This is a genomic window from Rhizobium nepotum 39/7 (assembly GCF_000949865.1).
GTDB classification, from domain to species: Bacteria; Pseudomonadota; Alphaproteobacteria; order Rhizobiales; family Rhizobiaceae; genus Agrobacterium; species Agrobacterium nepotum.
In genome coordinates this window covers 1-14050 of sequence record NZ_JWJH01000042.1, presented here as the reverse complement: position 1 = coordinate 14050, position 14050 = coordinate 1, and the positions used below count along the sequence as shown (strand labels likewise).

Below are 14050 nucleotides of genomic sequence, written 5' to 3'. Positions count from 1 at the left end.
CGTTTGACGACCGGGTCGAGAGCGTCGAATTTCTTGTCGAAGTAGAGCGACCGCCAATCGTGATGATAGTTGGTCACGGCGATGATGTGCTTGTGCTGGATGTGGAGATAAGCATAGCCGGTGAAGCCGAAATGGTCGGCGACGTCCGCCAGTCCCGTTTTGAGGATGCACTCATCGCCCTCAATTGCGGTAAGATCGGTCAGCTTGTCCAGCCAATGCTGCATTCTCTATCTCCTTCTAGGCGTTGCCAGTATCCTCGTCGTCGCTGTTCGTCCGACAGCCAGCTGCCCGACCGCTGTCAATTGGTTCAGCGGAAGCTGCCGAAGAACGTTTCTGTGCAAGGCAGGCAGACATAACCGCGCTTATTCCAATCGGCCGGTAGTTCGTGAGAAGATTGATTTCGCGTTCCTGTTCTGTGATAGACTTGCCCTCGGCTCGCTCAGCCATCTGTTGTCTCCAGAATTTCTCGTTCCAGCACCGATCCGAGAATTGCTTCTCAAACCGCCTGTTTCATGCCTGCTAGGGCGTTTTTGGTGCCAAATGGGTATGTCGCGTGCGATGCCGCACAAACAAGGCGACAGCCACGATCGCGATCGGGCTTAGAATGCTCATTGCCAGTTCATCGTTTGAAAAATGAAGAGTATGGAACACACCCTTGAAGGCGTATCCGAGCAAACCGACAACATAGTAGCTAACAGCGGCGATCGAGAGACCCTCGACAGTCTGCTGCAATCGCAACTGCAGTTGCGCCCGCTCGCTCATGCTCTCCAGAATCTCGCGATTTTGCTTTTCCATCGCCACGTCGACCTTCGCACGGAGCAGCTGAGTTGCACGCGCCAGCTTCCGCGACAAGTTGATCTGTCGCTCCTCGATCGAAAAGCAGGTCTGCAATGCAGGCGCCATTCTTCGGTTGAGAAACGCCGGGAAAGTTTCCTGGTCGGGCACGGGTTCGAAGCCGATGGCGCTGATCCGGCCAAGCACGATGTTCTGATAGGCACGGCTAGCCCCGAAACGGAACAACGACTTCGCGGCCCCTGCCTCGAGTCGCGCAGCGAGGACGACGAGCTTGTCCAAGAGACGTTCGTTGTCTTCCAGTGCGAGAGCCCCTGTCATTTCCTGGGTCGTCTCTACCAACGCGTTTTCGATCTCCCGGATGGAAGGCTCCAACCGTTGAGCTTCCGGAAGACATAGAAGTGCCAGCAGCCGATAGGTCTCGAGTTCCAGCAGACGCTGCACCAGCGCACCGATGCGCATGGCTGTCACGTCGGTGTTGATGACCAGGATTTTCACGAAGCCATGGTTATCCGGCTTGAAATCCGTCGCAACGGTGACCGCTCCCTTCTCAGCGGTCATAACGCACAGGGATTCCTTCGCGAAAATCGTGCCCAGCTCGGGTGTGGAAGATGCTTCGACAATATGCAGATCGACGGCGACGAGGTGCGGGCCGGGCTGGGGGAGCGTATACATTTCCGGGGCCATGGAAGCCGCCGCGAGCGATAAGCCCTCTGGTCCAGGGTGTTTGTAGTACCAGCAATATGTCGTGAATTCGTTGTGCCGTTCCCAGCGCAAATGAACGTTCTCGAATGACACGCGGTGATGTCGAGCGTGGGTCGGAATAGGCCCGCGGCCTTTTTCCTCGCAACGCGCCGAGAGTATCCTGCGCTCCGCATCCCTGTCAGGCTCTACGGATTGAAAGGCAAAATGGACAAGACGGGCTGGCGTTTCGATCGGGCGAAACGGGCGCGCATGAACCTCGCCGAGAACAGATGCACGATCGCGATGAGGCGAGAGCGCTTGTGTTGAATTCTCAGGCGGGGATGTCATATTGTGAGCCTTCCCAGGTTCAGGACGCGGCCAGCAGGGCTTGCCGCCGGAGCAGCATTCCGAAAAGATCCCTTGGCTCGTCTGGGTCGGCTAGAAGGTCGAGTGGGCTGCTGTGGCTTGATCCCTCAACGCGGTCGCGGACGTAGCGCAGCGCCGAAAAATCCTCGATCGCAAATCCGACGCTGTCGAAAAGCGTGATCTGCTTTTCGCTCTTTCGGCCGACGTCCTGGCCAGTCATGACGCGCCAAAGTTCGGTAACAGGATGATCGGGCGCGAGTTGCTGGATCTCGCCTTCAATCCGGGTCTGTGGCGGAAACTCCACGAAGATATCCGAACGCAGCAGAATATCGCGGTGCATCTCGGTTTTGCCCGGGCAGTCGCCGCCGACGCCGTTGATGTGGACGCCGGGCCCGATCATATTGTCGCTCAGGATCGTGGCGTTGTGCTTGTCGGCCGTCGCTGTCGTAATGATATCGGCACCTTCGACCGCCTGTTCCGCAGAGGTGCACGCCTCGATCTGAAACCCGAACCGCTGGAGATTGCGGCTGCAGCGAGCGGTTGCCTCCGGGTCGATATCGTAAAGCCGTATCCGATCGATACGGAGCAGCGCCTTGAAGGCGAGCGCCTGGAACTCGCTCTGGGCACCGTTGCCGATCAGCGCCATCGTGCGCGCATCTTTACGCGCCAGATATTTTGCCGCGATCGCGGAGGTTGCGGCCGTTCGCAAGGCCGTCAGGATTGTCATTTCCGACAGCAGCAGCGGATAGCCGCTATCGACATCGGAGAGCACGCCGAACGCGGTCACCGTCTGGCGTCCCGACTTCGTGTTTTTCGGGTGGCCGTTGACGTATTTAAAGCCGTAGAGGGTGCCGTCGCTCGTCGGCATGAGTTCAATCACGCCGTCCCGCGAATGCGAGGCGATGCGTGGAATCTTGTCGAAGCTTTCCCAGCGCCGGAAATCTTCTTCAATGTAGCCGGCCAGTTGAACAAGGAAGTTCTCGACCCCGGTGCTGACCACCAAATCCATCATGTTCTCAACACTGATGAACGGAACGATGTTGAGGTTGGCAATTGCAGGCATCTTTTGGCCCCCTTCATTGGTTTGATGGACTGTCGGACGAGCCCGGATCACACGGGTTCGTCCGTGATCGCGTACCCGGCGATTACCCGTTTCCTGAGCGTGGGCAGATCGAGCGGGCCGAGGTCTGGAAGCAGGTCGTTTTCTTCGGAGAAGTCGCGTCCGTAGCAGGCGCTTAAGATCTGCACGCCGCTTTCATGCAAGGGTGCAGACAGGCCGGCTGCTTTTGCCAGATGCAGGGTCGGGATCAGACCGAAGGGAACGTCCTCGAGCACGTAGCGAGTATCAACGCTCTTTGGGCCTGCCGGGTCGCTTCCGCGCTCGACCAGGATCGACGATATTTCCGAAACGGATTGGCCGGATATGTCGAACGACAATCGGAAGTGATCGAAGGTGGATCGGACCGTCTTGCCGAAGGCGGAAGCGATTGCCAGCCTCTCCAGATCGAGCGCCTCAAGGAAGCGGCCGACAGCAGGCGTGACGTTGGTGTTCTGACCCCATTCCTCAGCTCGCTCGATACGTGACAGATTGCACAGCGCGATGCCCATATGGTCCTGGGGATTGAGATTGCTCAATGCGATCGTGAGGATATCGTCCTTCACGTCGAAGCGATCACCGAACAGAGCGACACAGGTTTCGTGCGCCCGTCCTGCGAAACGTGCCGGCACGGTCGCCATATCGACCTTTGCCCGGATGGCGCCGATGTTGAACGTATCCGCCTCCCGCGGCTTGCATGTCAGCACAGTTGTGCTCCATGCCGTGATTGGGATCTCGATTCCACGCTCGGCCAACCCTTTGGCGAGGTAGAGCGCCGCAAAGGAAAGATGGGCGCTGATGATCACCGAATGACGTGCGCTGAGGTGCGGCAGAAGAGCGTCGAGAACAAAGCGGTGACCATAGGCGGGCAGCGCCAGCACGATCACATCGGCTTCGGCCAATTCCTCGGCGTTCGTGCAGATATGCGGGTGGAACTCCGTGCTGATCGCACCCGTGATCTTCACCGGTGCGCCGGCAGAGAAAGCAGCAGTTCTTTCGCGTGAACGCGACCAGATCAATGGCTCATGTCCATTCTGCAAGAGGAACGCCGCATACCCAATGCCGATCGATCCTGCTCCGGCGATTCCAACCTTCATCTTTTTCCTCCTGGTTTCGAAGGGTTTGTCTCGATGCGAGAGGCAAACCTCGATCGCACCGGGCCACACCCGGTGGTCAAAATGCTGTTGTCACCCTGTCGAACACGCGCCGGCCGAACAGGCTCGCGGCAAGATCGGTCATCAGTCGGGCCGTACGTCCTCGCTCGTCCAGAAACGGATTGAGCTCCGCAAGGTCGAGCGAGGTGACGAGACCGCTGTCATGGAGCATCTCCATGATGAGGTGTGCCTCTCGGAAAGTCGCCCCGCCCGGAACCGTGGTGCCCACCGCCGGCGCAATCCCGGGATCGAGGAAGTCGACGTCGAGGCTGACGTGCAATCTGCCCTTGGCCTTGCTCACGCGGTCAAGAAAGACGCCCAGCGGGCGTACGACGCCTTGCTCGTCCAGAACCCGCATGTCGGCGACTTCGATACCGATCTCGGCAACCCGGCGCCTTTCTTCCGGGTCGACCGAGCGAATCCCCATCATGGATACGTTGCGGGGATCCACAGGCGCTGCCAGCGGCGGTAGCCCTTCGAAGCCAGGCTGGCCCGTATAGTAGGCGACCGGCGTGCCATGAAGATTGCCGCTTGCAGTCGTGTGTAGGGTATGCAGGTCTGCGTGCGCGTCCAGCCAGAGGACGAATTGCTCCTTGTCGAGTTCGGCCGCTCGTTCGGCCACCCCGGAAACGGTGCCGGCAGACATTGAGTGATCGCCGCCGAGAAAAACCGGAAGATCGCAGCTGCGGGCCATCTCCAGCGCTTTTTTGGAGAGACTGCGCGTCCATCCCACCATAGCGTCGAGGTTCTTAACAGCGGAATTGGTGTGACTGATTTCGGGCTCCGCCGTCGGCGTCGCATCTCCGAGATCAGTGACGACCCAGCCCAGTTCCGTCAAAGCTCGCGACAAGCCGGCAGTCCGAAAAGCATCAGGCCCCATCAGGCATCCGGGTTGGGATGCGCCGCTTTGAACGGGGGCTCCCAGGATTTGGCACGTCTTCAACTCATTCTCCTTGCGACGCCGCGAGGCGTTCATTTCTTGACTGCACCTTTGGTCACCACGCTGTGGCGATGGCCGAACGATCACTCATGTGTCGACGCTGAAACGACTTCCTCGGCCTGCTGAGCTGCAAGCATCGATACCGTTAAGGGAACGAAGGGAGGCCGCGGATTGAATAGGCCGACCTCGCCAGCGGTCAGACCGGCGACGGACTTCACCAGTTCGTGCACCGGGTAGCCGCACTGCCTTCCCTGACAGGGACCCATGCCCGCGCGTGTAAAACTCTTCAGCTGGTTAGGGCCTCGGCAAGCGCCACGGACAGCAGCTTCCCTCAACACGCCCGCGCTCAACTCTTCGCACCGGCAGACGATCGTTGCGTCGTCCGGCTGGGTCCGCGCAATATTCGGCGGATAGACTCCATCCAGAAATCGCCGGAACGCCTTTTGCCCGGCATGATGTGCCCTTAGCGGTTTTGTCTCGGCATCCGCCTGAGCGGCCGTCAGGGCGCCGTCACGAAGAAGGATACCGGTCGCGGCGATCTCTCCTTCGATCTCGGCATTGACGGCGCCGCCGATCCGAGCACCGTCCCCGGCTATGTACAGTCCGTCCGGACCTGCGTTCATCCACTCGTCGCGCTCAAGCCGGAACGCTGACTGGCCGACATCCCACATCAGTTGCGCGCCGACCGACACGGCCAACTGATGGCTTGGCACCAGCCCCTCGTGTACAAGAAGGGATTTGACCTCCAATCGGTCGGACCTGCCGTTTGAAGTTTCGAACCGTACAGTTTCCAGTCGTCCGCTTCCTTCGGCGCTGATTTTGACCACGTTGCGTACGTGCCGAACGCCACTGAACTGCGGTAACCAGGCAATCCCTTTCAGGATTTGGCCGGGCTCCTTTAGCGCCCCGCGAAAACCGCGCAGCGAACGGCTGATGAGACCCCGAGGGGTCGTATCGAGATAAGCGACGGGCTTTGTCCCGGCGAGCCGCATCTGCTGCATGTATAGTAGGGGAAGAGGTCCGCTCCCGACCACGGCAACTGGCCCCCGTGGCAGTTGGCCCGCCGTCTTAAGGAGAATCTGTGCGGCGCCGACCGTCATGATGCCGGGTAGCGTCCAGCCGGTGAACGGAACCGGGCGTTCCTGTGCGCCCATAGCGAGCAAGAGATGCCGTCCCATGACAGAACGAATTTCTCCACCCTTTACATATTCCACCGTCCAACCCTGGCTGAGCCTGCTTACCTGAGCCTCCGGAATGTAGTCGGCGCCGCAGGCCAGGAATGCTTCGATTTGCCGGATACCGCGTCGATATTCCGCCCCCAGAACGTTTATGACCGGGCTCGTCGCGTTGCGGCCGGCATTGCGCCAGATCTGACCTCCAGGCTGTGATTGCGAATCCAGCAGGATGACGGACAGACCGCCGCGCACAGCGCGCCTCGCGGCGGCAATGCCAGCGGGGCCGGCTCCGACGATCAACAGGTCGGCGCTCGAATGATGGTTCATTTCAGCCTCTTCGGATGGTCATGGCGTTCGACCCTCATGCCGGCTTGAACCGTTTGCTGACAGCTTCGGGTCGTGCCGATGTCTTCGATGTGCACGATACATTCGAAACAGACGCCCATCATGCAGTAGGGCGCCCTGGGCTGGGCGGAAGGAAAGGAGGTCCGCGTATGGATGTCGTCCAGACGCAGAAAGACGGCGGCCAGAGGCTCCCCATCACGAGCGGTCACAGTTCGACCGTCGATGGTGATTTCCACGCTTGGGCCGGAGGGAAAGAGAACTTCACTCGTCACGCCGCGATCCCCATCTTGAATCTGCTGCCGCGGAAAGCGTCGTAGGATGGCTCCCTTCCATCGGCTGCCAACCATTCGGCAAAAGGACCCGCATGCAGAGCGGCAAGGGTGACGCCGGAATGGCATGCGACGACATGGATGCCGGGGTATCGCCGCGACCGATCGTAGACCGGCACCCCATCCGGGGTCAGCACGCGGAGTCCCGCCCATTGCCGTATGACACGCAACGCGCCGACGTCAGGCATCACACTGATCGCGCGATTGGCGATATGACGTGCGCCGCCAGCTGTCACATCGGTAGACCGGCCCACACGTTCATTCGTAACGCCGAGCTGAAACGTGCCCGTCATAGTCTGACGAATACCGCTGGCGGCGTAAGGAAATACCGGGGCGACCCGTTCCGTGATGAGAAGCTGCCCCTTTTCCGGAACGAGCAGAAGCGGAAGGTCCAGGCTCTTGGCAAAAGCCATGGAGTCATTTCCCGCTGCAATAATCACCCGCTCCGCTTCTATCGTGAGGCCATCCGTTGCCAGTCGGAAGCCACCAAGCGTGGGCGCGATGCTGTCGACGTGTTCGCCCGTCACCAAGGTTCCACCGAGGCGCACAAATCCCTCCAGCAAAGCGCGAAGGACCAGGAGAGGATTGACGTCACCGTCCATATGACTGAACGACGCTGAACACACCTTCGGCCCGAGACGGATGTCGGGAAGCATGCGCTCAAGGCGCGAGCGCTCCAGCATCTCGAAACGATAGTCAGGATGAATGGCAGCCATCTTCTCGCCGATGGCTTTTTCTTCTTCCGCCTGAGCTTCCGACACACAAAAGAGCAAACCACCGTTGCGGCGGTACTCTACGTCGACACCGGTCAGCTCTTTCAACTCGGAGGCAAAACCTGGCCACAGCTCAGCGCTTTGCCGCGTGATGCGATGATATTCAGGATATTCGTCGCCCTTGCCTTGAACCCAGATCAGGCCGAAATTTGTTCGGGACGCACGCAGCGCATCGTCCGCGCCATCGATGATGATCACCCGGCGCCCCAACTTGGCTAACCCGTATCCAATTGCGGCGCCTACTACGCCGCCGCCAACAATGGCCGTCTCGAACTCGTGATCCATTTAACCTTCTCACAATACGAAGGCTTCCGTGCCCGGGCGAAACGTTCGATCCGTGGCCATTAGCCCCCAGTGAGCCAGACGCATCCTTCAATCCTCGTGCGGTCGGCTATACAGTGTGTCCAGCTGTCGCCGTTTGACGGCCAAGTTTTGAGGACCTTCTTTGCTTCGGTTTCATCAGTCTTGAACAGATGATCACCATGTGAAGCGGGTCGATTGCAGATCTGGCTATCTTGGAATTCTTGCCTTCCAGCTTAGGGATAAGGCGTTGCCGTCCATGCTACAAGGGCAGTAATAGGCATACGGCGATGTTCAAATGTTATGAAGGCGGCATGGTCCTAGGGCCGTCTCGAGCGACAGGACGCGATCTCAGTCACCTTCGTCGCCCTCAGTTTCTATAAAGCAGGCGAGTCTCATCCGTTCCGATTGATTGCCGTTGCCAATCAATCGGTGGGATATGCAAATTCTCCAAGCGGAGTGAGCAGCGTATTCATCGCTGAAATATCGCGATGATCATTCCAGAACGGAGACAGGTTTCATGCAGATCAGAATAGTTCGAAATACCCCGCAGGCCGACCAACTGAAGAAGCGAGGGTGAGCGGCAGATGCTTAGAATCGGCGTTGATATCGGTGGGACGTTCACAGATTTTTGCGGGTGGCGTGAAGGAGAGGACAGGATCGTCACTCTGAAGGTTCCTTCGACTCCTCCCGCTTTCGAAAACGGTTTCCGCGAGGGATTTGAAAAACTACTGGAACGGCTCGCGCCCGAGCCGGGCGAGGCAGCCTTCGTCATGCACGGCACCACGGTCAGCACGAATGCCGTAATCGAGCGAAAAGGCCCGAAGATCGCGTTCTTCGTAACGAAGGGATATAGGGATCTGCTCGAACTGCAGCGGATCGGCGTCCGCAACCCTCTGAACCTGTTCGAGACCCGAACCAGGCCGCTGATCGATCGCGAGATGGTTTTCGAGGTTGAGGAACGACTGCTGCGCGGCGGCTTGGTTCGAACCTCGATCGACGAGGCCGCAGTCGAGGCACTTGCCCGTCGTGCAGCCGACGCAGGTGCTGCCGGCTATGCGGTCGCGCTGCTTCACAGCTACGCCAACCCGCAGCATGAACAAGCGGTCGCGCGGGCTATCCGTAAAGCGGTCGGCGAAGATGCCGAGGTCAGCCTGTCCAGCGAGATCTGGCCGCGGATCGGAGAATACGAAAGAGCGATCGTCAGTGTGCTCAACGCTTTCGTGAAGCGCCGGATGAACGAGTATATCGGTGCGGTCGAAACTTATGTGGCTGAACGGTTGCCAGGGTCGCAACTTTTCGTCACACGCTCGAACGGTGGTGCGATGGCCGCCAGTGAGGCGCGCAACTTCCCCGTCCATACGCTTCTTTCGGGTCCGGCGTCTGGCGTGACGGCTGTGCAATATCTCGGCCGCGCCTTGGGCGAACATAATATCCTCACCATGGACATGGGTGGCACCAGCACTGACATCTCGCTCGTGCGCGATGGTGAAGCTCTGACCTCGACTTCGGCCGAGGTGGGTGAGTTTCCGGTTGTCATGCCAGTTACCAGCATCGAGGCGATCGGCGCAGGCGGCGGTTCGGTCGTCACGATTGATGGCGGGGTGTTGCGTATCGGCCCGCGCAGTGCTGGGTCCTATCCCGGTCCTGCCTGCTTCAGCCGAGGCGGCACGGAACCCACGCTGACCGATGCCTTTTTACTTGCGGGCTATTTGCCTGAAGCCCTTCTTGGCGGCGATATGCAGCTCGATCGTCATGCCGCCGAACGCGCTATGGCGCCGATTGCGGAGACTCTCAAGACGGACGTCCTCAGCGCCGCGGAAATGTGCGTCACCGTCGCAAGCTCGAACATGGTGGCCGGTGTCTTGCCTTATCTCGCACGCCAGGGCGTCGATCCCGAAGATCTGACGGTGCTCGTTTACGGCGGAGCTGGCGCGATCCAGGGGCCGCTCCTTGCGGCCGAGATCGGCGTGAACCGCGTTCTTGTGCCGGCGACACCTTCCGTATTCTGTGCCCTCGGGGGCCTTGTCTCTGATTTGAGCAATGACGCGCTCGAAACCGTCCACGGCCTTGATATCGATGGTTCTCTCATCGCGAAGAAGTTTCAGGTCCTTCGCGAGCAGGGAGCCGAATGGTTATCGCGGCAAGCACCGCCGGAGCGTCTCGTGTCGAAAACGTTCGAGTGCTGGGCCGAGATGCGCTACGTCGGGCAGTCCTTCCAGGTCGACGTGCGGCTGCCGGATACGGCGATCGAAGCGCACGACATTGCCGCAATGCATGCCGCCTTTCACCAAGAGCACGAACGCATCTACAGCCATGCCGACAAAGCGGCACCAGTCGAGTTCGTCGACCTGCGCATGCGCGTGCGTGGATCGATGTCGATACCTCAGCCCACAACACCGGAAACGTCCGGGGCTGGCGGTGCGCTCAAAACGGTTCGTTCGATGCGATTCCACAACAAACTTATTCCCGAGGTACGCGTCTTCGATCGCGCATCTCTCACCCCCAACGATGCGATCCAGGGGCCGGCCGTCATCGAGCAGCGTGATGCGACGATCGTCGTTCCGCCAGAGTTCGTTGCCCGCGTCGGAGCCTTTGGCGCAATCCTCATGACCCGGAGCTGATCAATGGATGCCGTTCGTACTGCCGTCATGAACAATCGCTTCAACGCGATTGTCGAAGAAGCCTCTGCCGCGATCTACCGCACCGCCCACACGACTTTTGTTAAGATCGTGCAGGATTACCAGTGTGCGATTGCGACTGCCGAAGGCGAAATGTTCGCTTATCCGATGTTGTCTGGCGTCAATGTCTTCGTCGGCTCACCGTTGAAGCCGACGCTGGATGCCATCGGCCGGGAGAACCTGAAGCCAGGCGATATCATCATCACCAACGATCCCTTTGCGACGGACGGTCTGGTGACGCACCTGATGGACGTTACGCTGCTTTATCCGATCTTCTACGACGAGAAGCTGATCGCGATCGGCTGGGCATTTGTCCATGCGTCCGATATCGGCGGCGCCGTTCCAGGAAGTATCTCGCCAGCCTTCACGGAAGTATTCCAGGAGGGCCTCCGTGTCAGGCCAATGAAGCTCTACGAAGGAGGGGTGTTGAACGAAGCGATCAAGTCGATTTTTCAGGACAACAGCCGAATTCCGACCGAGTTGTGGGGCGACATTCAGGCCATGATCTCGGGCCTGAAGAGCATGGACCGGCGCGTCAGCGAGCTTTGCAAGCGATATGATCGTGAGAGTGTCGAGGAGGGGATGCAGGACGTCATCAACTACGCGGAGACCAAGTCCCGCGCGGTGATCAGGACGATTCGGGATGGTGTCTACACGTTCTCGGACTATCTTGAAGGGATACATGATGGTCAACTGGCCTATTTCAGCGTGACCATGACGGTGAAGGACAGCGAGATCGAGGTTGATTTTACCGGCACGGATCCGCAATTGGCGGCCGCCTACAACCTGGTAACGGGGGCAACCACCCACCCCTACATTATCCAGTGCCTTTACGCCTACATCCTGACCGTTGATCCGCTGACGCCGCGCAACTCCGGTATCTTGCGGGCGATCCACGGCCATGCTCCGCGCGGCACGGTTCTCAACGCGGTCTATCCCGCATCCGGCGGGTCTCGTGCTGCATCAGCGACACGCGCCTACGACGTTATCCTGGGGTGCCTCAATCAGGCACTACCGGAGGGCCTTGCCGCAGCCGGTGGCGGTATGAGCGGGGTTATCGTCGTTTCGGCTCCCGATCCTCGTACAGGCCGTGACCGTGTCAACGTGGTGGGTACGATCGACGGCGGCGGCGGTGCCCGCCGTGGCGTTGACGGCCTGGACGGATCGGAAGTACGTTACTCACAGCGCAGCGTGCCAGTCGAAGTCATCGAGATCGAAACGGTGCTGGTCATGCGGGCGCTCCGCCTCGTGCCGGACAGTCGCCGCGCGGGAAGATTCACCAGCGGCGCAGCGCTCGAAATCGAAATGGAAAACACGTCAAATCGCGCGGTCATAACGGTCAGAAACCTGAACCGGTTTGTGTTCGCGCCGTGGGGCTTCAAGGGGGGAGAGATCGGTCTTCTGGGTAAGGCAGTCGTCAATCCTGGCCGACCCGATGAGCGATCGGTCGGCAAGATCTCGGTTCTGGAGCTCGGACAGGGCGATATTCTCAGGATCACCAGTTCCACAGGCGGGGCGTTCGGCGAACCTCTTGAGCGGGATGTGGCGGCGATCGCGCGCGAGATCGAAAACGGCATGCTTTCCCCGGAGCGGGCCGCCGACGTCTATGCTGTCGTCTTCGACCGGGACGGTAAGATCGACGAGGCGGCGACCGCGGAACACCGCCGCGAACGCGGGAACCGAAGGTCAGTCGACTTCAATTTCTGCATCGAACGCCAGCGTCAGGACCTGGTGTGGTCGCAGCAGACACGCAGGGAACTGGCATCGCGGGCACTGACCTATGAACAGCGCATCCGCAGCCAGCTCGTCGATCGCGTTCATCACCGCCTGTTGGCGAAAGGTGAGCGGGTCGATGCCGTGAAACTGGATCAAGTCATCGCCGAAGAAGCCGGCCGGTTGTAGCGGCGGTGGTCTTGTGATCGTAAGCAGTTAGTGTGAACGGTCGTCAGAAAGTGCGGCTATTGGAAGGGACGCCTCCTCCAGGAGGCATCCCTTGTTCATTCAGGATTTCACAAGCGCCGCTATTTTCGCGCTGAAATCAGGTTTTGCGCAGCCAACGTCGCAAACTCGACGAAAGGCAGTATCCCTGGAACCGGGCAATCTGGATTCCAGCCCACGGCCATCGAAATTTCGACGGACATATCGTTTACAACCCGGGTAACAACGCCGTCAGGGGCCATCGCAGACACCCACTCCGGCAGGAACGTGATCCCGACGCCGGCAGTCACCAGGGCCAGAGCTGTATTGGTGTCGGAAACCGCTATGTCGTTCTCGATCAGCAGGCCGGCGCCGACAAGTTGTTCGTATACAGTCTCAAAACACGATAGCTCGAAGCGCTTGAGCGCGAAAACACCGTGTCCGGCGAAATCTGATAATTTCAACGCGGTTTTTCTCGCAAGTACCGATTGGCGGGGCATGACGGCAACAAATCGTTCCGACAACAGGTGCTGAAACCGTACCAGATTGCTGTTGGATGGCGGTCGCATCAACCCGACATGGAAGTCACCGCGCTCGATCCCTCGCAGAAGCTCTATGGAATCGACCTCTTTGATGACAAGCCTAGTCCTGGGAAACCTTTGCCGGAAACGGCTCAAGATCAAGGGGAGCAATTGACTGGTGGCCGGGCTGATCGCTCCGATGATCAGCTCTTCTCCGCCGGGACTGAGACCGCCGGCTTCCAGCTTGGCATTGAGGATCGCCTCGTCGATTTTCAAAAGGATCTCGCGCGCGTGATCAAGGAATGATGCTCCCGCACGCGTCAGCTCCACGCGCCGCGTAGAGCGGATGAACAGTTGCACCCCCATAAGCTCTTCAAGCCGCTTGATCTGCTGGCTGAGCGTTGGCTGCGACATGTTCAGTCGGATCGCGGCTCTGCGGAAATGTAGTTCTTCAGCGGCAACGACAAAACAGCGGATGCTTCCAATTTCTATTTGATACGACATCTCCGCTCACCAATACAAAGCGACGTAACATTCAAACCCTAAGATTTGAATGTTACGTCGACATTCGCCCGAGCGCACTCTTTCGATCGGTAATCCAACGGGGATTTCCAAGTTCTAATGCGTCTCCACGGCCTTCGGAGCCGTTCCGCCCACCCGGGCGCGCATGTGCGGATTGAGCCACCACTCCGCCAGAATGACCAGGCGGCTGACAATGAACGTGATGAACAGGTAGATCGCACCGGCGACGATGAACACTTCGACCGGGCTGTAGGTGGCCGAGATGATCTGCTTCGCCAGACCGGTCACTTCGACGATAGTGATTGTCGAAGCAAGCGACGTCGATTTGATGATGAGCATGACTTCGTTGCCATAGGCCGGCAACGCTTGCCGGATGGCGATCGGGAACACAATTCTCCTAAACTGGAGAATTGTGGACATGCCGACAGCGCGCGCGGCTTCGATCTGCCCGAGAG

11 protein-coding genes and 1 pseudogene are annotated in these 14050 nt (G+C 59.2%); 2 read left to right on the top strand and 10 right to left on the bottom strand.

Annotation, left to right across the window (positions count from 1 at the left end; all coding sequences use genetic code 11):
* From RS75_RS23865 to RS75_RS23825, 8 genes are all read right to left on the bottom strand, one after another.
* Positions 1-224, bottom strand: a 224-nt coding sequence (locus RS75_RS23865) for an autoinducer binding domain-containing protein (RefSeq protein ID WP_045025088.1), incomplete at its 3' end; no start/stop codon positions are given.
* 295 nt (positions 225-519) lie between these two features.
* Positions 520-1824 carry a DUF3422 domain-containing protein gene (locus RS75_RS23855; protein ID WP_012654947.1) on the bottom strand — a complete coding sequence of 435 codons (1305 nt, stop codon included), beginning with the start codon at positions 1822-1824 and terminating at the stop codon, positions 520-522.
* Positions 1825-1843: 19 nt separating this feature from the next.
* Positions 1844-2905, bottom strand: coding sequence for an ornithine cyclodeaminase (locus tag RS75_RS23850; RefSeq protein ID WP_045025081.1), 1062 nt, complete (start codon positions 2903-2905; stop codon positions 1844-1846).
* Positions 2906-2952: 47 nt separating this feature from the next.
* A complete protein-coding gene (locus RS75_RS23845; RefSeq protein WP_045025079.1) occupies positions 2953-4035 on the bottom strand; it encodes an NAD/NADP octopine/nopaline dehydrogenase family protein in 1083 nt (360 codons plus the stop codon).
* A gap of 76 nt (positions 4036-4111) precedes the next feature.
* Positions 4112-5068 carry an arginase gene (gene rocF, locus RS75_RS23840; protein ID WP_084687199.1) on the bottom strand — a complete coding sequence of 319 codons (957 nt, stop codon included), beginning with the start codon at positions 5066-5068 and terminating at the stop codon, positions 4112-4114.
* A 47-nt stretch (positions 5069-5115) separates the two neighbouring features.
* Positions 5116-6534 carry an FAD/NAD(P)-dependent oxidoreductase gene (locus tag RS75_RS23835; RefSeq protein WP_045025077.1) on the bottom strand — a complete coding sequence of 473 codons (1419 nt, stop codon included), beginning with the start codon at positions 6532-6534 and terminating at the stop codon, positions 5116-5118.
* Positions 6531-6824 (bottom strand): (2Fe-2S)-binding protein, encoded by a 294-nt coding sequence (locus RS75_RS23830; protein WP_045025076.1) that lies wholly within the window; start codon positions 6822-6824, stop codon positions 6531-6533. Before RS75_RS23830 ends, RS75_RS23835 begins: the two co-directional genes overlap by 4 nt.
* Complete coding sequence (locus tag RS75_RS23825; RefSeq protein WP_012654952.1) at positions 6821-7939, bottom strand: NAD(P)/FAD-dependent oxidoreductase; 1119 nt, start codon at positions 7937-7939, stop codon at positions 6821-6823. Before RS75_RS23825 ends, RS75_RS23830 begins: the two co-directional genes overlap by 4 nt.
* Before the next feature lie 602 nt (positions 7940-8541).
* On the opposite strand from RS75_RS23825, the gene RS75_RS23820 reads away from it, so the two are divergent.
* Together RS75_RS23820 and RS75_RS23815 are read left to right on the top strand one after the other, a co-directional pair.
* Positions 8542-10578, top strand: coding sequence for a hydantoinase/oxoprolinase family protein (locus RS75_RS23820; RefSeq protein ID WP_045025075.1), 2037 nt, complete (start codon positions 8542-8544; stop codon positions 10576-10578).
* Between the two features lie 3 nt (positions 10579-10581).
* The gene (locus RS75_RS23815) at positions 10582-12537 is read left to right on the top strand and encodes a hydantoinase B/oxoprolinase family protein (protein ID WP_045025074.1); all 1956 of its coding nucleotides are present in this window, start codon (positions 10582-10584) and stop codon (positions 12535-12537) included.
* Between the two features lie 119 nt (positions 12538-12656).
* On the opposite strand, the gene RS75_RS23810 is transcribed toward RS75_RS23815, so the two are convergent.
* A complete protein-coding gene (locus RS75_RS23810) occupies positions 12657-13577 on the bottom strand; it encodes a LysR family transcriptional regulator (protein WP_045025073.1) in 921 nt (306 codons plus the stop codon).
* Positions 13578-13691: 114 nt separating this feature from the next.
* Positions 13692-14050 (bottom strand): annotated as a pseudogene (nocM, locus tag RS75_RS23805) (nopaline ABC transporter permease NocM); the annotation flags it as partial.